This window comes from Streptomyces sp. ALI-76-A (assembly GCF_030287445.1).
In the GTDB taxonomy this organism is placed as follows: Bacteria; Actinomycetota; Actinomycetes; order Streptomycetales; family Streptomycetaceae; genus Streptomyces.
Window position 1 is genome coordinate 7391467 of the sequence record NZ_JASVWB010000002.1, and the last position, 18456, is coordinate 7409922.

Below are 18456 nucleotides of genomic sequence, written 5' to 3' on the forward strand. Positions count from 1 at the left end.
TCACGGACCGCCGGGGCCAGTAGGCCCCAGGTGCCCCTACAGGCCCCCGCTTCGGCGGGGGCCTTCTCTGTGTCCGCACGCACCCTGAACGGCCCTGTACGGCCCGCGTAGCGGCCCCCTGGCCCCTCGGCCGGCCATCTCGTCACGCTCGCGCGGGAAGCTGCCTTCTGGAAGCTGTGTAAACGCGTGGCCTTGATCACTCGCGTATAGCTTGCGCGTCTAGTTCAAATGACAGTAACGTCCCTCGGGCACGGCCGATCTTGGGCCGTGGCCGCGTAGGACGGCCCCACGGATGGCACCGGGGGGAAACGACATGCCAAGGGAGAGCGGCCCCAGGAAACCGCCCTGCGGCCCCAGGTTGACGCCCTGGGGAGTCCAGACGAGTCGGCAGTAAGAGAACGGCTCTGCCACAACAAAAGCCGACCCCGGATTCAGCCACCGGGAGGTAGAGAAGCCCGGTGGGGCACGGCATACCGAGTGACAGACAGATCGGGTGAAGGCAGGCCCGGACCGGTGTTCCCGCAGAGGGGACGGGCGTGCGGCCCCTAGCTCTGATCACACTTCCCGGCCCTGCGGTGAGGCTAATTCCCTTAACCGGTCCTGTAAGCGACATACCGTGACAGGCGTACCGAGTACGACTGACAGGCTCCCCTCTTGAAGTGAGTAACCTCCATACGTGGGGGGCCTATTGCTTGCTTCAAGGGGGGGTCCAATCCACTCCACCCGCTCTAGGCACCCGAGGCATGGGGAAAGGCGAAAGACAACAGCAACAACAACCCAACCCACCGGAGCCACTAGACAAGGATTCCAAATACTAGTAACGTCTCTCTTGTCAGCGAGGGAACGGCAAGGAAGGGCGTCACAGTGGCAAAGGTGAAGAGGACTCCGGAAGGTCTCGCCGAGGCAATCAAGGCAGCAGGGTTCAAGGTCGAGCGCCGGAATCACGGATGGCTTTGCTTCCCCGCCGCGAAAGACCAGCCTGCCGAGTGGATAAGCCGAAACACCGGGGGCCGGGGCCAGAGGAACAATGAGGCCGTAGCGAAGCGGTTCGGGATTCTGTAACCTCCCCAACGGGGGCCGGGCGACCGGCCCCCTTCACTGTGTCAGCGAGAGAGAAGGTTTAAACCATGCGCGAGTATCAGGCCGTTGTGCGAGTGAGGCACCGCGGGCGGAACCTGGCCGAGTCGTCCGACACGCTCGACGCCGTTACCGGTGAGCTGGTCGACTATGGGGCCACGGCGCAGATGTGGGACGACGTGACCGAGTGGACCATGACCGTGCGCGTGCCGTCCCTGTGGGACGTTGGGGCCGTGGCCGGCCGAACCGTGCGGGCCGCGTACGAGGGGGCCGGGTGGCCCGTGGAAGTCGTACGCGTGGACGCGTGGCAGGTGGCCGAGTGGGAGCGAGAGGCCGCGAAGTGATGGGGCGCGGGGGCCGTTGCTGGTCGTGGTGCTGGGACCGGTGGCGCCTTGTGCGCTGCTCTATGCCGCGAGAGCATGTCGAGTCGTCTAAGTGGCATTGTGCGATGAACGCGCGCGGACAGAAGGCGTGGAGAGTTCGCCGCAAAGACTGAACGGGGGGCCGGGCAACCGGCCCTTTTGCTTTGCCTGAAGCTAGCATTTGGAATCTCGTTTAAACGGTGCTATCGTCTTCCTTGTCAGCGAGAGAGCGGCCCCAACCGGGGGCCGAACGAAGGGAAGACAGATGAGCGTCAAGCTTGGTAAGGGAATTCACCGGTGGGTCTACCTCATGGAATCGAACGTGAGCTTCTGCCGGATGTGTCACACGATCCTCGACGCCGGACAGTCGCCCTTCTCGGAGCACTGCACCAGCGTGCATGACCGAGACTGTGTGTGCGACGGATGCCGGAAGGCCGTGAACGCGTAGCAAGACCGAGGGGGCCGGGAAACCGGCCTCTTCTCGTTGCCCTGAAACTATCATTTGACACGATCGTTTAAACGGCCTAGAGTTCTTCTTGTCAGCGAGAGACGGGCCAGGCCGGCCCGGATGAAAACTCAAAAGGGGAACGCAATGTTCATTGCGACGAACGTTCACGCCACCGCCGAGAAGACTGTCTTCCTGTGCCTGTCGTACTCGGAACGCGATAAGAGGAGCCTGTTCGACCTGGCCGCCTACGAGGACGACGTGAACGCGTACCGCGCGGCCTTCCGGCGCGAAGTCGAGAAGGGCGAAGCGGCGGACATTGTCACCGGGGCGGCCATCCTGGACGATATCCGGGACATGCGCGAAGACGCGGAACTGATCCGGTGGGCGCAGCGTCACGGACGCTGCGGTTACAGCGTCAACGCTCACGGATGCGTCATGTACGGCTGCAAGCACTGACAAGAGAAGGCCCCCGCCACGGCGGGGGCCTTACTCGTTTCTGGAAACTATCATTTGACATAGCCCGTTTAAACGCCGTAGAGTTTCACCTGTCAGCGAGAGAACGGCCCGAGAACGGGCCGGGCTTGATAACTCAAGAGGGGAACGACCGATGAAGGTCTTTCGAGTCGGCGGAACGACGGACGAGATCACGACTTGTGAACTCTGCGGGAAGCCCGAGCTTCGGGGCACGGTCCAGATGATCGAGCTTGACGCGGACGGCAACGACTTCGCGGATCACTACTACGGGCCGAGCTGCGCGGCGAAGGCCGCCGGATGGACTCAGAAGGCCGTGACCACGGCGGCCAGGGCCGCCGACAGGGCGAAGCGGGAAGCCGCCGAAGCGGCCCGCAGAGAAGCCGAGTACGAAGAGATGAAGCACCGCGACGCGGCTAAGGAATGGTGGCTTCGAGAGAACTACGGAACCACCGACGTTCACGAAGCCGCGAAGATGGCAGGAATGAGCTTCGTCCGACTGTCCTGTCTGTTCAGTGACGAATACGAGCGCTGCCAGGCGTAGCGCAGAGAAGGGGCGGCCCACGGGGGCCGCCCCTTCGTCGTTGTGGGCGCCTACGCGCCCGAGGGGTTCACGGTACGAGGGTCCTTCGGGTGGCCATGGACCATGTGGGTTCGCATGGCCGTCACTACGCCCCGAGCAGCCTTCCGGCTGCCCGTGATGACCACGGTAGACACGGCTTCGCGGAGCCTGGCGCACACGGGGCACCGGTCGGGGTCCACGGGGCCAGGGCGGGGCGTACGAAGGTCAAGCGGTTCCAAGAGCACGGATCATCACTCCAAGGGGGAAAGCCCCTGCCGCGCGCCACGGGGGGACGGACGCACGGCAGGGGGGTCAACTGGCCGGACGCGCGTCCCGCTCCCACTGGTACTGGGCGATGTACTGCCGAGCGAACTCGCAGCACCCCTCACACGCGTAGATCGGGGCCGTCCGGCCGTTGTGCTCAAGCGGGCCTATCCACACCACTAGCCGGTCGCCACGGCGACACAGGAAGCACCAGCCAGGGACTAACGGCCGGCGCGTCACGGCTTCGGCTCCACCACGGCGTAGTCGGTGAAGGTACGCATGAACCGCGTGTGGCCCGTGGCCGCCGCGTGCCCTGCCATCCACTTACCTACCCGCTCTTCGTCCAGCTCCCCGGACGACTCCCCGCAATCGGCCTCTTCGCCAGACACGCACACAGCCGACCGGGACACTTCCCCGGTGGGGTCCTGGGCGATCCGGTAGTTCACGAACCGGTAGACAGCTCGGGGGGTCACTGGTCGTCGAGCCCCCTCTTCTTCACGAACACAGACAGGAGAGCCCCGGTGAGCGTCGCCGACTCCCTCATGAAGGTGAACGCCTCGAAGACGGGATCCCCCTTGCCGGGCCGGTTGGACAACTCAAGAAGCCTGTAAGACTCCCGGAAGAGGCCCGAAGCCTCTTCGTCGCCCTCCCACACGTCTTCGGCCAGGAGCAAGTTCAGATGACCGACGACGCGCGCCGTTCTGTCGTCAATCTCCTCACGCGTCGACGTGCTCAGCTCCATCGCCGAGATGGTGTCGACGGTGTCCGAGATCGTCTCTACGTCGATCGGCGATCCGTCAACGCTGGTCGCTTCCGGTTCCTTCGTCACGCTCGCCACCGTTTCCCCAGGCATGAACTGTCCTCTCGCTGACGTTGTCGCTCTACGCAACCGTGCCGTCGCCCGCGGCGGTACCGTTGGGGAGTCAGCGAGAGTTGAAAGCGTGGAAAGTTCGGGGGTTCCCGTGGCCGAGAAAGAGCCGAACGAGGGTCTGAACCGCCTTCTCGCCGAGGCGGATTGGTCCCTTGGACAGTTGGCCACCGCCATCAATCGAGCGGGTGAAGAAGCCGGTGTCAGCGTCCGGGCCGACAAGAGCAACGTCAGTAAGTGGCTGAAGGGGCACACGCCCGTCGAGAAGGTACGGCCGCTCATCCTCGAAGCCATGTCCCGCCGACTCGGCCGCCAGGTCACCCATGCCGAGGCCGGCCTACCGGCCCCGAAGGACGGCCCGTCCGCCCCTGGCACGGTCGAAGGGCTAGTAGACCTCGGCCGGGCGGACATGGACCCTTCCCGCCGTAGCGTCCTCGGGGCAGGGCTGTACTCCGTTGCGCTCACGATCCCCGGATGGCCCGACGTGATCGGGCGGGCCGAAGCGGTGAAGAAGGGCAAGGGGCTTCGGTACGGCTTCGCCGAAGTCGACATGGTTGTTCAGATGACCGAGAAGGTCTCTGAGCTTGACGACCAGTTCGGGGGCCGCACCGCGCGGCCCATGGCCGCTACCTTCCTGGTGAACACTGTTGCGCCATACCTTCGGGCGGACGCCCCCGAGGACGTACGGCAAGCGATGATGTCCGCCGCTTCTGACCTTTGCTACCTAACCGGGTACATGGCCGTAGACGAAGGGCTTCACGGCCTGGCACAGAGCTACTACCTGAAGGCCCTCGAACTAGCGGGGGCCGCCGAGGATCACCTGACGTACTGCACCACGCTTCGAGGAATGAGCGTTCAGGCCGTAGACCTAGGGCACGGTCCCGACGCGTTGCGCCTGGCCGAGGCCGCCGCCGCCGCTTCGCCGAAGGCCGGCCCCCGGATGCTGGCCTTCCTCACCGGGCAACAGGCGCACGCCGCAGCACAGGAGGGGGACCGTACGGCCGCTCTTCGGTACATCCGGGAAGCCGAGGCCGCCATGGACCGGGCCGAGAGCCGAGGGAAGCCCCTCGGGTCCTACGATCCCGCCGCCCTCAACTACCACACAGCGCAAGTGCGTTACGAGCTGGGCGACGTTCACGGCTCGATCGAGGCCCTAGAAGAGAGCAACCGGGTTCGGTTCTCTGTGTACCGCCGGGGGAACGTTCGGATGCGCGCTCTTCTCGCCGAACGTCAGCTTCAGGTGGGGCACCTCGAAGAGGCCGTGAAGACCTGGCACGCCGCCCTCGACGACTACCCGCTAGTTCACTCGGGTCGAGCCGACGAACGCATTGCGAACATGCGCCGACTCATCCGGCCCCACCTTCGGCACCACGGGGCCGCCGAGCTGTACGACCGTGCGCAACAGATGAAGCCCGCGGCCGTCTAGAGCCCGTGTAAACGTCCTGCAGAACGACGAAAGACCCCCCGCACCCGGAAGGGGTGCAGGGGGTTCGGTTCCTGGCCTTAGTCGGCCAGGTCGCCGTGACTGGGCGACGGAGTCAGGAGAGCGTCACGGGTCTTCGCGTCCTCGAAGCGCTGTACGGCTTCACCGCCGAGAAGGCCGAGGACGGCCGCCACAACGCCGAGAACGGGGCCTTCGGGTACGTGGACGCCGTACGCGGCCACAAGGCCGAGGACGGCCACGACAAGCGCGTACACGCGCGCCGGATGAGTCTTGAAGAAGTTCACTGAGGTTCCTTACTTGCCGTAGGCCAGGGTGAACAGGAACGCCCAACCCTTCGGCCCGATTTCAACGTCCCAGGTCGAGCCCTGAGCCGCGTACTGCGGGTACTTCCGATGGAAGATCCCGACGCCTTCCTGAGTCTTCGGGCCGTAGTTGTCCGACTCGGGAACGCTCTTGTTCATGAATCCAGCGGCCTTCAGGGCACGCTGAAGCTTCTCCGCCGAGGGCTTCGAGCTGTTCGGCTGAAGGCCCTTCGGGAAAGCCGGGGGAACGTACTTCGAAGGCTTCGGCTTCGGCTTCGGGGCCGGGGTCGGCTTCGGTGCAGGGGTCGAAGGCTTCGGGTTCAGGTGCGCGTTCACGCGCCCCAGGAAGTAATCCCACGGGAAGTTAGGACCGGGGTCATAGTGGTTGGTCTGGCCGTAAGCCTTCGACACGTCAATGTGACCGACGATCCCGCGCTTACCGGCCTTCAGCTCAGAAGCGGTGAGCTTCCGGGCCGGGATGTTGTGCTTCCGGCACCAGCCGGCCACGACCTTAGCCGCGTTCTCCAGCACACCCTTCGAATACTGGTCGAGCCATTCGGCCCGAGACTGACGCGCGTACCCGGCAAGCTCGATGCCCAGGCCGTCAGAGTTCGCGCCCGGTGCGTGCCAGGCGCGGTCACCATCGGCGACGCAGCGAACGGCGCTGTTGTTGTCCACGCACACATGCGCCGAAGCCTTCGAGCTAGCGGACATGGTCGCGAACCAATGCGCGACATTCTCGGCAGTCATCGGCCCCTCGGGGGCCTCCATGTCGTGAATGACGATCACGCGAATAGGGACAGTGCGGCCAGGGCCGTACCACTTAGCCTGTACGAATTCCATTGTCAGTTTCCTTCCGGGGCGGTTCGAATAAGGGAAGTAAGTTCCTGGTGCTGGGCCAGGACGAGGGCCTTCAGATCGGCTATTGCGGCCTGTCCAGTGACAAGCTCGGAAAGGTGCCGATTCTCGGCTTCGAGTCGAGCGACACGGCCGCTCAGTTCGTCAAGTTGCGCTTCGAGCCGATCAGCTCGGGCCTTCTGCGCTTCTGCCTCGCCCTTCCAAATCTCGGCCGTAGCGTTATCCGCATCCGACCGGACGCGAACGTAGGCGGCCCCGAGGGCGCCGAGAGTGGCGAGAGCACCGAAGACCCAACCAGCGATACCGAGGAGATCCAAGGGTCTATCTTTCAGATGATCAGGAGTTGCCGAGCCAACGGAATTCCATTCCGGTTACGCGCTGACCCGATTCGAGGTTCAGTGTCGAGCCGCAGTTTTGCCACGCGAATAGTTCGTAGTGGTCACCGGCAACGCAAGTAAGTTCAAAAGTGCGTGCTACGACCGTAGAAGACCCGTTAACGGCCGCAGAGTTCACGGTGCTCACCGTGTTGCCTCCACCGGAGGTGCCGCCCGAGTTAAGCCGAAGGTTCAACTGTCGGTAGCCGGTCGAGTTGCTGACGAAGCGACCGTAGAAGCTCACCAGGAATTGACCAGAGGTATTGATTGTGATGCGACTCGGGTTAGTCGTCGTCGAGTGCATCGAATCCGTGTCCCACGGTTCCGAATCGAACGAAACCAGCGTGCTAACGGAAGTAGTCAGGGGGGTGACGGCACTCGAATACGCGTTTACACGCGGCGGGTTCATCAGGAAGTCGATCGGGGTTTTAGCGGCAGCAATCAGCTTCGCTGCCGTGACCTTCTCGCCCGCGAGGAAGCTTTGAGTAGCGGGAACGGTAGCCATAGCGGCCAGACTCCAAAGGGGAAAGACACACCAAAGGGGCGGCCAGGACGGCCGCCCCCAGGGCGTGTAAACGTGCTGATCAGTAGGCCAGGACCGCCGTGCGGTCGAGCCTGCCTAGCGCGGAATCTTCGAGAATCCACACGTCGGAACCATCGGCAGGGGACAGGGAAAGCGTCGTCACCCATTCGAGGGTTGACCCGTTCACGGAAACGTCCGTGTCGATCGCCTCGACATAGAAGTCAAGTTCCGAATCCGGGGCCGCCGTAGGCAGATCGGTAAGCGTGATCCGGTCGCCGATCTCGACGCCCAGGGCGACGAGGAACAGGCCCGGTGTAGCCGTAGCCTTCAGAGTCACCGAATCGCACCGAACCATAGGTTCGGCATACGTGTTCAGCCGCGTGTAAGCCGCATCCTGAATCGCTTGATCCGAGGTCACCCCTAGCTCAATGCTGGTCGACTTACGGCCGTAGGCTGCAATGGAAGCCTGATCCTTCAGAACACCTTCGACGCCGTTAGTCCGCTTGTACGTGACCTCATTGATAATGCGGTCATCGTCCATCTCGAACTGAAGGCCAGGCTCCCAAGGAAGCCCGACGCTATCGCCCAGCACGAACCGAACCGCCGCCGCTTGACGCCGTGCCCGGTTGTGATAGGTGAGCCTTCCGTCACCATCCATGAAGAGATACCCGGAAGCGTCCTGAGCGGCCCCCTGAAGCTCATCAAGCGCACTCGCGCCCGTACTCCAGTCAGGCTCTAGAAGTGTGCTCAGGCCAGCGTCTAGCGCCGTCTCGCCCTGATACTTCGCCATGTCCGCGATACGCCCGATGCGGGCATTCTCGTTCTCGGTCAGGGCCGTACCCTGGCCGAGACTCCAGATATCCCGCTGTTCCTGCCAGGACATACGACGATCCATGATGAACAGGTGGCCGTGTCGACCGTTCGCATATTCGTTGTAGATCGAGCCGGCCTGGCGACCTCCGAAAGACGCCCAGCGAAGGTCACGGATATCCGTGTTCGCCGGGGCCGGACCGGGGTCCGAATCCCGGAAATCGCCGTCGTAGTACAGCCGCGTAAGGCCCTGCTGTATGTGAACCATAACGAAGTGCGAAACGCCCGAGCTTAGGGCGTAGTTAGACACGAAGCTAGTAACCGTGCCATCCGTGTAAGTCGTCGTGACCCCGAGGAAGCCGTTACTGTCCATGCGAATCTTCAGCAATTCGCTACCGGTATCAGCCCAACCCTGAAAGAGGGTTACCCAGCTTCCGGCACTCGGCCGAGTCGGGTTAGTCCAGAAGCCAACGGTGAAATCCGTTCCCAGGGGGAACGTTCTCGTACCGCCTTCGCAGATATCAACGACCGTGCCCTGATTGCTCGACACGTTCGCCAGGCTGTAACAGGTGGTCGCATCTCTGGCCACGATGGAATCAGCACCGAGAAGGGGAGTGCCCGGACCGTACTTCGAAGCAACAAGCTTCGCGGGTTGCTGGTCGTTCGCCAGGTTCTCAAGCCTGGTCGAGCCGACCGGATCGCCGAGGGTCCAATAGCCGAGGGGTTCCGCCCGAAGTATCTCGGCTTGCATTGCGGCCCGTAGATCGGTGTTGCTGAGTACAGAGAAGCCGTCCACGGCCGAAACGTCGACCGAGGCCGTAAGGCCGTCAACGGCAACGGGCCATTTCTCGATGTACCCGTGAAAGATCGAGCCGCCAGGACTCCACTCCGAAGCCGTCGAGCCCTGCTCTATCTGAAGCTCATCAAGGAACAGATAGGCGTTATTGTCGCCGCCCGAGGAACCGATTTCGATTCCAGCCCAACCCGCAACCGAGGGGGCCGTTCCCGAGATCGAGAACGAAACCCACTGGCCGTTAACGAGGGTGATCTGAGCCGTAGAAGAGCTGGAGTTGTAGAACGAGCCATCGGGCCGATACCACCGGATGCGCGCCCGAACCTTCGTGGCCGGCGCGCTCGCGCCTAGCCTGATCTGGCCGGAAGCGACGTACGTGCTTCCGCCGACCACCTTCGCCAGGCCGACAGGCTTCGTGCTGCCGAAGCCGCAGTAGACCGAGCTAGCCCAATCCGCGGAGCCGTTGTTGCCCAGGTCAACGCGGATCGAGCCTGCGCCACTCTTCGGGAAGTCCGCCCATGCGTTGGTAGTTCCGGCACTGTGCGAAGTCGAGAACATCGCCGAGGAGCGCGTTACGTCGCCGCCCGTAGACACGTCCTTCGGGGCCAGGTTCGCGGTACGAACCCGCACCCTTCGCCGAGGGACGACGTTCGGGTAGTACGGCTGAGTCTTGAACCACTCGGCCTTTTCCCCGTACGCCTCGAAGGTCCCCGTGTTCCCTTCCGGGTAGGTGTCCGCGTAGATGTACAGAACGGCCGTAGCCGTTCCGGCGGGTGGGGCCTCTTCGTGCGTGTAAACGGCCTTCGTCCAGTCGGCGACGAAGCGCGTGCCCTGCACCCAACGGAGCGTATTCCCGCCCGCGTCGAGCCACTTCACCGCGAAGTAGCAGGACACCGGGCGGCCGTTCGTCCAGACCGTTCGGGACATGATCCGTGGCTTCTGGTCGTCGTCCACCTGGCCCACGTTGATAGTCGAGATGATCGTGTTGTTGGCCCGGTTGCTCAGGTCCCACGTATAGGCGCCCGAGAAGCCCGAGAGGATGTTTCCCCCCAACTTCTGTTTGCCGGGGGTGAAACGTCCATCGCTGTTGTCGAGCTTCAGGGAGAGCGTTCCCGCCTCGATCCGGTCAAGCTCATTGTTCCGGCCGCGCCGGACCTGAAACCCCTCGACGTAATCGCTAATGTCGGTCCACGAATACGAGGAGGAGAAGGGGCCACCGTCAAAGGCGACTTCGACGGTGACCTTCGGGATTGAAGCCATGCTTAAAGTCCCGTCCTTCCCCCGTTGCGCTTTCCGTTGCGAACGATCTCGTCTCGAATGGTGGTGGCAATGCTCTTGGCTAGGGCCTTCTCGGCCGTGACGTTGCCTTGAACGGTGACGTGAACCACCGGGGCGGCCTGGCCGCCCGAGGCCCCCTGAAGGGCCATTGCACGGGCTATAGACCTGTTAGCAAGCCGACCGGACGGGCGAGTGCCCGCCATCTCGTCGACAGCCTTTTGAACGTCGCCCTGGCCGTTGCGGATACCGTTCGTGAAACCGGCCGCAGTGAAGCCGCCCAGGCCCATGAAGACACGGCTAGGAGACTTGATCCCCAGGGCCTTCTTCAGGGCCTTAACCATGGCCTTCGACATGTTCTCGATAGCCTTGGTCAGGTGCTTCTCTTTGGCCTTCAGGCCCCTGATAAGGCCCTCGGTCGCCTTGATACCCGCGTTGTAGTAGTTGCCCGCCACCTGGCTTCCGAGAGCGTTGGACTGGGAACCGATCGCCGAGTAGGTCGAGTTCAGTTCCTTGATCTGTCCGCCTCCGGCATTGAGAAGGGCTGCGGCCATCTGGCCGCCCTCTTCGGGGCCGGCCTGGGCAAGTTCCGAAATGATGCCCTTACCGAGGCCACGCTTCGCGAGAGTGGCAAGGTTCTTCCGGAAGTCGACGATGCCCTTTAGCTTCGCCTTCAGGCGACCGATGATCGCGCTAGCCGAGTTGTCCCCGTACTGCGAAGTGTCGAGAGCCCCCATGAAAGAGCCGTAGTCCTTCGCCTTCGAGGACACCGAAGAAGCCATATCGGCCTTAGCCTTCTTCAGGTCAGTCAGCTTCGCGTTCGCGTTGCCGATGGCCTTCTGAATCTTCTCCCGTTCCTTCGCAAGCTTCGTCAGCTTCCTGTTCTGAGAGCTGATGTACTTGTGAAGGCTGTCAGCCTTCTTCTTCGAAATGGCCTTACCCTTGTAAGCCTTCGTGATCAGCTCATGAAGCTTCTTCGAGGTAGCCGCAACCTTCTTCGAGCCCCCGAGCATTCCCTTAACGAGACCTTCGGTGACCCACTTACCGATTTCCTTCATGACGCGGGAAGGGGAGTGGATTCCGAGAGCCTTCTTAATCGGGCCGGGGATCTTGTCGACGATGGCCTGAGCCGCACTCATCACACGGCTTAGGGAGCCCCGAATACCGTTCACGATTCCGTCGATGATGTTCCGGCCGATGCTGAGCATCTGGCCGGGCAGGCCAGACAGGGCGGCCTTCGCCTTACCGGGAATCTCCTTCACGGCCGAGACGAGGTTAGAGAGCTTGCCCTTCGCCGAGGTGTACAGCGACGTGAAGCCATTCACGAAGAAGTTCTTCACGGCGGTCACGCCCGAGGACGCATAGCCGCGAATGGTGCCCATGACGCCCGAGAAGTGTCCGGTTATGCCGCTCCAAATGCTCTTGAAGAGCGAGCTAACGGCCTTCCAAGCCAGGGACCAAATCCCCTTCACGGCATCGACACCGAGCTTCAGAACCGTCTTTATCGTGTTCCAGACGGCCCGGAAAATTCCAACGATGATGTTCCAGACACCCGAGAAGATTTGCTTGATGCCCTGCCAGGCCCTCGACCAGTCACCAGTGAAGACGCCTATGAAGACGTTGTAGATCCCCTGGATAACCGAGAGCACACCGGAAATCACCTGCCATACGGCATTCCAAGCGACCTTGACATAGTTAATGAGCGTGGCCCCGAAGGTCTGCCAAAGCCACTTCACAACGGCTATGAAGCCCTGAATCTCAAGCTTGATGAAGTCGAGATACGTCATGAAGGTCTGCCAGAGCTGAACGAGAACAGGCTGAGCCTTCGCCCAAAGCTCTTGAAAGACCGGCATTAGCTGAGTCTTGAAGAACGTCACGAACTGAGACACGGCCGGCCCGACGACCGCCCATATACCAGAGAGCTTCTGCCCGAGCTGGTCGAGCGCGGTCCGTGCGGCCCCCGTCTCGAAGCTGGTCTTGATCCTCGAACCGATCTCGCCCAGGCCCCGCAGGAACGGGGCCGTAGCCTGGCCGATCTTGTCGAAGGTCGGACCGAGCTTCTTACCAACGCCCTCGAACGCCGTAATCGCCGAAGCCGCAGCGTTCGTGAAGCCCATTTCGAGCTTCCGTTTAAACGTCGTCAGCTTCGCCGCAGCGTTGTTGTGCATGGTGTCGGCCATCTGATCGGCCGCACCACCAACCTTCCCGAGGGAGTCAACCGCGCTCTTCGGGTCAATCGAGTAAAGGGCCTTACCGAGGTCTTCGCTCTGAGTTCCAAAAAGCTGTACGGCGGCCTGAGACTGCTTAACCGGGTCCTTCATTCCCCGAAGCTTGTCCATGGTTTCCTGAAGCGCGTCAGAGGCAGTCTTACCGCCCTGGCCAATGCGCTTAGCCATGTCCGAAGCATCGAGCCCGATAGCCTTGAATCCGTCAGCTGTGGTCTTGCTGCCGTCGACCGCGCGAATCGAAAATTCCTTGATCGCATCGGCGACGATATCGGCGTCTCGGGCACCGCCCTTCAAACCCTGGGAAAGGATTCCGGTAGCCGTAGCGCCGTCGAGACCCAGCTTCCTAAACTGAGTTCCATATTCGTTCAAAGTGTCCAAAAAGTCTTCCGACTTGTCGACACCGTTAGTGAAGCCCGCGGCGACAATGTCAAGGGCTTCATCCGCATTCTTAGCCAGACCATTTCGGAGAAGGTTCGCAACGGCCCGAGTGGTGCCGCCAATCTCCTGATCCATGACTTCGGCAATGGTGCCGACCTTCGCCGCAATCGGCTTAAAGTCCACGTCGTTAACCGACATGTTCAGGTCTTGAGAGACCCGCTTGACTATCTCGCCAGTCTCGGCCGTCGATTCGCCGAAGCCCTTAACGTAAAGGTCACCAGCAAGCTTGCCGGCCTGAGCCGCATCCTTGCCCGTAAGACCGAGCTGAGCCGCAAGCTTCGCGCGGTTCTCGATCTCTTCGAGGCCCTTCGCGAAGGCCAGGAGACCCGCCAGGGGGAGGGCGGCCAGGACGGCCGCCCCCATACCTGCCAGGGCACCCTTAAAGCCCGCCATCTTCCCGCCCATGGCGTCGAACTGTCCGCCCGCGTCCTCGGACGTGTCAGCGAGCCCCTGAATGGCGTCCTCGGCGGAATCGGCGTTGCCGACAATGACAACGCGAAGGGTCCTCGAATCCGCCATTAGTAAGACTCCCGACTAGTGTTGTACTCGTTCATGTACTCGCAGAAAGCGCGATACTCGGCGGCCGTAAGGCCGCGAACTTCACCGGGAGTCATGCGGTAGAACCGGCAGAACGCCGCCCGATCCTTTAGGCGTTCTGCGCGTCGCCGTTTCCCTGGCCGTCCTCGGTGCCGACCAGCTCAAGCGCGGAGACTCGAACGTTTCGCGCGTCCTCAAGAGAGAAGCCCGGCTTCTCGGCACGCTGCGTAATCCAGATAAGGGCCTTCAGGGCCTTAGTCGGGATCTTCGTCTCAAGCTCGGGGCGGCCCTTCTCGTCGAGAACCTTCTTTCCATCCGGGCCGATAACCGGCCGAGGAGAAAGAACGTCGTAGATAGCCGCGCCTACGACCTCTTCGAAGTCTTCAAGGTCACCGATCGTCAGAACGTCCGGGTCAACGCGAAGGGAAATCGTCTCGGGGTTCGTGCTCATTCTGGGAAAGCCTCCGACATTAGGCGGTCAATGTGGTTCATGTACTCGCGGATAAGGGCAGGACCCTCTTCGCGAATTGCGGGGTGCAGGAAGTAGCCCGGTCCGCCGGCCCAACCGTCGAACTGGTTTCCTCGCCAGGGGCGGAATCCTCGGGCGATACGGCCGTTACGCGTTAGCTTCTTCGCGCCGAACTCGGCACCCATGGCATAGGGCTTTCGGGCGGAGCCGAGGCGCACGGCCGCATAGTTCTGTGTCTTCGTTGCGCGAAGGGATTGGGCTGCGGCTCTTTGCTGCCGACTAAGGCCCCCGGCCTTCTCTTTGGCCGCTTGAGTCAGCTTGTCGGCAACATCGAAGTTCGCTTGTTTCACCTCTTGCTTTGTGCCGTCAGCACCAGCACGCGCAAGAGCGCGGGTGAACTGGGATAGGCCCTCGACATTCGCGTAAATGCCTTCAGTGGGCATAGCCCAGCACCCCCGTTCCAAATGATAGGTTCAGGGCAAAAAAAGGGAGCCCTTACGAAATAGCCTTGTAGGTGATCGTGACCGGCGAAGCCGTGCCGTCCGTCAGCGCGATACCCGAAAGGTCGTGACTCACGACTTCGAGACCGCCCACGGAAACCGGGCCTTCGTCGAACCGGGCGAAGGGCATCTGAACCTTGAACTGAGAGCCGTCCGGCCCATCCCAAAGAACCGTTAGATCGGCGACAGCCCCACTCGCAATGGCCGCAGCAACGCGGTTAACGTGCGTGGTGCCGCTGAACTCGCCCTTAACGCTCCACTCGTACTTTCGAAGCTCCGACTCAAGCGGCTCAGACTTCATGCCGTTGTTCCGGATGAAGTACCGGTCATCCTTCAGGCCGTTGGACGCCTTCAGGGAGAAGTCGTTGATGTCGAAGGACGAACCGCCAACGGTGACCGTGCCCCCGCCGAAGCTGAAGAGCTTCGTGTTTGCGACGTATGCAGGAGTCGCCAGGGCGTAAGCACCGGTGCCCGCACCGATCGTTTCCTTCGCGAAGTCGCACGTAACCGAGAGCTTCAGAAGCTCGTCAACGGCGTTCGTAAGCTCCCATTCCTTGACCTTGCCACCCTGGTAAGTGAAGGGAATCTTCGTGCCGGTGTTGTCCACTCGGCCAACCTGAGCCGTGAAGCTCTTCCCGTTCAGGTCGCCCAGGGTCGCCGTGTACGTGGTGAAGCCGCCCGAGGGGGCACCAGCAACAACCCCGCCCATCATGTGCTTCAGCCAGAAGTCGAAGCCCCCGGAAAGAACCTCCATCTTCACGTCACCCTCGGCACCCTTCGCGTTCGGCGCGAAGCGGTCACTTCGAAGGACGCGGGTACCGGCTCGAATCGCCTCGGAATCAATCCGCTCGTACTTACCCTCAATGCCTTCGTCGGTGAACTCGAAGAACTTCGTAGGGACAACGGCCGTTCCGTAAGTGGACTCGTCGGCCGCGCCAAAGTATGCATCGTGAATCGTGGCCATTACTTAGCCGTCTCCCTCTTCGCCTTGATCTCCTGCCAACCCTGGCGAAGAAGCGCCTGGGCGATATCCTCGGCGACCTCGATAGGGTCGCCCTTCACGGCGGTAAGTCCCAGCGAGGGAACCTCTACCGCCGAATAAGGCCCGTTGTAAGCAACGGTCTTCACTGCTACAGCCTCGCCTTCACGCGAACAACCGCCTCGAACTGGCCTTCATAGACCTGATCTGACGGGAAGCTAGAGAGCTTCTTAGGAACGAAGTCCGACGTGACGACGGACTGAATACCGAGATTGGGGGCCGCCTTCATTCCGTCCTCGATCCCTGCGGCCATGCGCTGAAGCTCCCCCTCGACCTCTTCCGAAGTCGCTCCGGAAAGCTGACAGTTCACAATCACGCTGATCTCGAAGACCTCTTCACGGCTTCGATTGGTCACCCACTGGGAATCAGGCCACATCACTTCGCCCACGAACACCCAACGGCGTTCAGGGCTTCGGGACGGGAAGCCCCAGGTGACTTGATAGCCGGCCAGGGCCGGAAGGCCCTTGATCATGTCGCGAAGGGCGGCCTTCGCCTCGAAGGCATGGGTACTCACCGGGCCACCCCGAACACGTCGTAGAAAATGCCGAACTTGTATCGCTTCAGAACCGCGTCGACTTCGGGGATGCCGGTTTCCCAACCGTTCCGGCCCGCAGTAGCGAGCGTGAAGTTCCCGCCCTCGGCGGCCACGAAGGCCGTAGCCCGATCCGGGATGCCGGACCGCTCAGCAGTGAGGACGGACCGAAGCCGCAGCAAGCCCGCGCGCTTCACGTCCTCGGGGACCTGGCCGAAGCCGTACCCGAAGGTGACCGTGTACCGGTCGCCTTCTCGAAGCTCGAAGGGGGCTTTCACGAAGCCCGAGGGGTCAACGGTCCACCCCGCCAGGTCTACGGCCCCCGAGGGGCCGTCTACGGCCTTCAGGGCGGTCACATCGAAGTAGCCCAGGTACAGGCTCGAAGAGCCGTCCGCCTCGACCTCGACGCGCGCCGTACGCGGCACGAACGACCGGGCCGTGATGGTCTCGAACTCATCCGTGACCACTTCGCGGTAGTGCTTCAGCTCGGCCGTGGGGAACCGGGCCGAATCCGCTAGGTCCATGTCCGATCCGCGGGCCTCGGGGAGGGTGAACAGGTGACCCCCGACAACCTCGAAGCCGGTAGCGTCCGTGGCCGTCTCGCCGGCCTGCCAGGACACCGTGTAAACGCCCTCGGGTCGCGCCGGAAGCGTCGCCGTCCACTCGTCGCCCGAGCTGGTCGCGTCGCCCGTGTAAACGGTCGCGCCCGAGGCATCCCGCACGGTCACTGACACGGCAGGGACGATCAGGGGCGACTCGTCGTCAAGGAAGGTGTGCGTCAGCTTGACGCCCCTACCGCTCAGAAACCGCACAGTGCCCCCTTACGCGGTCTTGCGGGGCCGACCGGGGCCCCGCTTCTCGGGGGCCGCCGCAGCGGCCGTCTCGCGCGTCTCTGCGGCCTCGGCCACGACTTCAGCGCGCTTGTCATTGATCAGCGACAGGGCGAGTCCCGTAGGAAGCTCGACCTCTTCGCCTACAGCCGGAAACGGCGCCCCATCGAGAAGCCCCGAACCGCTCTCCAGAATGCGAACCTTCATAACCTCAACTCCCGTTGGAATGACCGAGGGGCCGCCCCGAAGGGCGGCCCCCCAAGCCGCTTACGCGGTAACGGTCAGAGCCTTGACGGAAGCCAGGTCGAACAGGTCGCCCGAACCCCTCCAAGTGACCTTGAAGGCGACCACGTCACGGTCGTAGCCGTACTCGTCGGACCGGACAACGCGAAGCGACTTCACCTGACGGATGAGGTACTTCGAGGGGTCGCCGTAGACGAGAACCTTCGCGCCCGCACCAGAGGTGACGACGTTCGGGTCAGTCATGATCGCGGTACCGAGAATGGTGTCCGGGGCACCAGCGGTAAGCGCCGGCTGCCAGATGTAGTTACCGGTCGAGTCCTTCAGCTTCCGAAGGTTCTGCACCGCAGAGTCCGAGGTCATGAAGACCGCGTTCCGGCGGTACGGCTTCAGGATGGAGTGCTGAAGGTCGATCAGGTTGTCAGTCGTGACACCCGCCAGGTTCGCCGCGTTCACCGCGCCGGTAGCGCGAGTGATCCAGCCCCAGGGCTTACCGGTGCCGTTGCCGATCAGGAGATCGGCCATGACCTTATCGGCGACAGCCTCGCCCGCGTCCTCGGCGAGAATGCCGAGAATGTCGAGCTGAGAGTCATCGACGATTTCGGACGTAGCCTCGACGATCACGCCGTACTTGTACGCGCCGATGTTCGTCTTGCTCCAAGAACCATCGCTCTTCCCGTACGGGGTGTTCTCGGCGACCTGCGAAGCGGTCGGGCGACCGTTCTTCACCGGGTACTCAAGCGTCTCGCCCGAACCCGTGGTGAGCGTGCGGGCCTTCGAGAAGAAGTCGCTCCGAACGCGCATCGCCTCAATGACCTGAGCAACGAAGGTCGTTGCGTAGGTGTTGCCCGCGTTCGCGGCGGTGCCGGTGGTCGCGGTCCGAAGGTCGAAGTCGACGCCCGGAAGGTCACCGCGCGCAACGGAGCGCAGCTCGGCCGCTTCGTCGCGCTCGTCCTGGCGGGCCTCGGGGGTGCCAGGCAGGACCAGGCCGCCGGCCCGCGCGGCCAGGGAACGAACCTCCGCCTCACGCTCACCGCGCTCGACCGCGTCTCGGGCCTCGACCTCAAGGCCGCGAACGTCGGTGTCGATCCGCTCGACGCGCTCGCGCTTCTCGGCCTCGGAAAGGGCAGTGTCAGCCTCGACGGAACGAAGCTCGGCAATCAGGTTGGCTCGCTTCTCCAGCGCAGCCTTAGCAACGGACGCGAAGTCCAT

The 18456-nt window shown here is 62.7% G+C and carries 19 protein-coding genes; 5 read left to right on the forward strand and 14 right to left on the reverse strand.

Annotated elements, in window-relative coordinates; translation table 11 throughout:
- Positions 1-1127 precede the first annotated feature (1127 nt).
- The 3 genes from QQS16_RS33685 to QQS16_RS33695 all read left to right on the forward strand — a co-directional run bounded on the left by QQS16_RS33685 (position 1128) and on the right by QQS16_RS33695 (position 2902).
- Positions 1128-1421 (forward strand): hypothetical protein, encoded by a 294-nt coding sequence (locus tag QQS16_RS33685; protein WP_286065837.1) that lies wholly within the window; start codon positions 1128-1130, stop codon positions 1419-1421.
- Positions 1422-2031: 610 nt separating this feature from the next.
- Positions 2032-2343, forward strand: coding sequence for a hypothetical protein (locus QQS16_RS33690; RefSeq protein WP_286065838.1), 312 nt, complete (start codon positions 2032-2034; stop codon positions 2341-2343).
- Positions 2344-2494: 151 nt separating this feature from the next.
- Positions 2495-2902, forward strand: a complete 408-nt coding sequence (locus tag QQS16_RS33695) for a hypothetical protein (RefSeq protein ID WP_286065839.1) — start codon at positions 2495-2497, stop codon at positions 2900-2902.
- Positions 2903-3420: 518 nt separating this feature from the next.
- Here QQS16_RS33695 and QQS16_RS44045 read toward each other — a convergent pair.
- Positions 3421-3657 (reverse strand): DUF7848 domain-containing protein, encoded by a 237-nt coding sequence (locus QQS16_RS44045; RefSeq protein ID WP_502963870.1) that lies wholly within the window; start codon positions 3655-3657, stop codon positions 3421-3423.
- Entirely contained in the window at positions 3654-4013 is a 360-nt protein-coding gene (locus tag QQS16_RS33705) for a hypothetical protein (protein WP_286065841.1), read from the reverse strand. The genes QQS16_RS44045 and QQS16_RS33705 overlap by 4 nt, the downstream gene beginning before the upstream one ends.
- 133 nt (positions 4014-4146) lie before the next feature.
- Here QQS16_RS33705 and QQS16_RS33710 point away from each other — a divergent pair, with 133 nt between their 5' ends.
- Together QQS16_RS33710 and QQS16_RS33715 are read left to right on the forward strand one after the other, a co-directional pair.
- Complete coding sequence (locus QQS16_RS33710) at positions 4147-5478, forward strand: NsdA family TPR-like regulatory protein (RefSeq protein WP_286065842.1); 1332 nt, start codon at positions 4147-4149, stop codon at positions 5476-5478.
- 95 nt (positions 5479-5573) lie between these two features.
- Positions 5574-5783 carry a hypothetical protein gene (locus QQS16_RS33715; RefSeq protein ID WP_286065843.1) on the forward strand — a complete coding sequence of 70 codons (210 nt, stop codon included), beginning with the start codon at positions 5574-5576 and terminating at the stop codon, positions 5781-5783.
- A 6-nt stretch (positions 5784-5789) separates the two neighbouring features.
- On the opposite strand, the gene QQS16_RS33720 is transcribed toward QQS16_RS33715, so the two are convergent.
- From QQS16_RS33720 to QQS16_RS33775, 12 genes are all read right to left on the reverse strand, one after another.
- On the reverse strand, positions 5790-6641 hold the full coding sequence (locus QQS16_RS33720; protein ID WP_286065844.1) for an N-acetylmuramoyl-L-alanine amidase: 852 nt from the start codon (positions 6639-6641) through the stop codon (positions 5790-5792).
- Between the two features lie 2 nt (positions 6642-6643).
- Positions 6644-6973, reverse strand: a complete 330-nt coding sequence (locus QQS16_RS33725; protein ID WP_286065845.1) for a hypothetical protein — start codon at positions 6971-6973, stop codon at positions 6644-6646.
- A 19-nt stretch (positions 6974-6992) separates the two neighbouring features.
- Entirely contained in the window at positions 6993-7535 is a 543-nt protein-coding gene (locus QQS16_RS33730; RefSeq protein WP_286065846.1) for a hypothetical protein, read from the reverse strand.
- Between the two features lie 79 nt (positions 7536-7614).
- Positions 7615-10416 carry a LamG-like jellyroll fold domain-containing protein gene (locus QQS16_RS33735; protein ID WP_286065847.1) on the reverse strand — a complete coding sequence of 934 codons (2802 nt, stop codon included), beginning with the start codon at positions 10414-10416 and terminating at the stop codon, positions 7615-7617.
- A 2-nt stretch (positions 10417-10418) separates the two neighbouring features.
- Positions 10419-13616, reverse strand: a complete 3198-nt coding sequence (locus QQS16_RS33740) for a phage tail tape measure protein (protein WP_286065848.1) — start codon at positions 13614-13616, stop codon at positions 10419-10421.
- Between the two features lie 127 nt (positions 13617-13743).
- On the reverse strand, positions 13744-14085 hold the full coding sequence (locus QQS16_RS33745; RefSeq protein WP_286065849.1) for a hypothetical protein: 342 nt from the start codon (positions 14083-14085) through the stop codon (positions 13744-13746).
- Positions 14082-14546, reverse strand: a complete 465-nt coding sequence (locus tag QQS16_RS33750) for a hypothetical protein (protein WP_286065850.1) — start codon at positions 14544-14546, stop codon at positions 14082-14084. Before QQS16_RS33750 ends, QQS16_RS33745 begins: the two co-directional genes overlap by 4 nt.
- A gap of 52 nt (positions 14547-14598) precedes the next feature.
- Positions 14599-15567: a phage tail tube protein gene (locus tag QQS16_RS33755; protein ID WP_286065851.1), complete on the reverse strand. Its 969-nt coding sequence runs from the start codon at positions 15565-15567 to the stop codon at positions 14599-14601.
- Between the two features lie 166 nt (positions 15568-15733).
- The gene (locus tag QQS16_RS33760; protein WP_286065852.1) at positions 15734-16156 is read right to left on the reverse strand and encodes a hypothetical protein; all 423 of its coding nucleotides are present in this window, start codon (positions 16154-16156) and stop codon (positions 15734-15736) included.
- Complete coding sequence (locus tag QQS16_RS33765) at positions 16153-16986, reverse strand: copper resistance protein CopC (RefSeq protein ID WP_286065853.1); 834 nt, start codon at positions 16984-16986, stop codon at positions 16153-16155. Before QQS16_RS33765 ends, QQS16_RS33760 begins: the two co-directional genes overlap by 4 nt.
- Before the next feature lie 9 nt (positions 16987-16995).
- Entirely contained in the window at positions 16996-17211 is a 216-nt protein-coding gene (locus QQS16_RS33770) for a hypothetical protein (protein WP_286065854.1), read from the reverse strand.
- A gap of 60 nt (positions 17212-17271) precedes the next feature.
- Entirely contained in the window at positions 17272-18456 is a 1185-nt protein-coding gene (locus QQS16_RS33775) for a phage major capsid protein (RefSeq protein WP_286065855.1), read from the reverse strand.

Excerpts from the sequence above, each read along its gene's own strand:
- QQS16_RS33755 (WP_286065851.1), bottom strand. The coding sequence starts at position 15,567 with ATGGCCACGATTCACGATGCATACTTTGGCGCGGCCGACGAGTCCACT.
- QQS16_RS33745 (WP_286065849.1), bottom strand. The coding sequence starts at position 14,085 with ATGAGCACGAACCCCGAGACGATTTCCCTTCGCGTTGACCCGGACGTT.
- QQS16_RS33685 (WP_286065837.1), top strand. The coding sequence starts at position 1,128 with ATGCGCGAGTATCAGGCCGTTGTGCGAGTGAGGCACCGCGGGCGGAAC.
- QQS16_RS33730 (WP_286065846.1), bottom strand. The coding sequence starts at position 7,535 with ATGGCTACCGTTCCCGCTACTCAAAGCTTCCTCGCGGGCGAGAAGGTC.
- QQS16_RS33770 (WP_286065854.1), bottom strand. The coding sequence starts at position 17,211 with ATGAAGGTTCGCATTCTGGAGAGCGGTTCGGGGCTTCTCGATGGGGCG.
- QQS16_RS33740 (WP_286065848.1), bottom strand. The coding sequence starts at position 13,616 with ATGGCGGATTCGAGGACCCTTCGCGTTGTCATTGTCGGCAACGCCGAT.
- QQS16_RS33775 (WP_286065855.1), bottom strand. The coding sequence starts at position 18,456 with ATGGACTTCGCGTCCGTTGCTAAGGCTGCGCTGGAGAAGCGAGCCAAC.
- QQS16_RS33735 (WP_286065847.1), bottom strand. The coding sequence starts at position 10,416 with ATGGCTTCAATCCCGAAGGTCACCGTCGAAGTCGCCTTTGACGGTGGC.
- QQS16_RS33690 (WP_286065838.1), top strand. The coding sequence starts at position 2,032 with ATGTTCATTGCGACGAACGTTCACGCCACCGCCGAGAAGACTGTCTTC.
- QQS16_RS33720 (WP_286065844.1), bottom strand. The coding sequence starts at position 6,641 with ATGGAATTCGTACAGGCTAAGTGGTACGGCCCTGGCCGCACTGTCCCT.
- QQS16_RS33695 (WP_286065839.1), top strand. The coding sequence starts at position 2,495 with ATGAAGGTCTTTCGAGTCGGCGGAACGACGGACGAGATCACGACTTGT.
- QQS16_RS33750 (WP_286065850.1), bottom strand. The coding sequence starts at position 14,546 with ATGCCCACTGAAGGCATTTACGCGAATGTCGAGGGCCTATCCCAGTTC.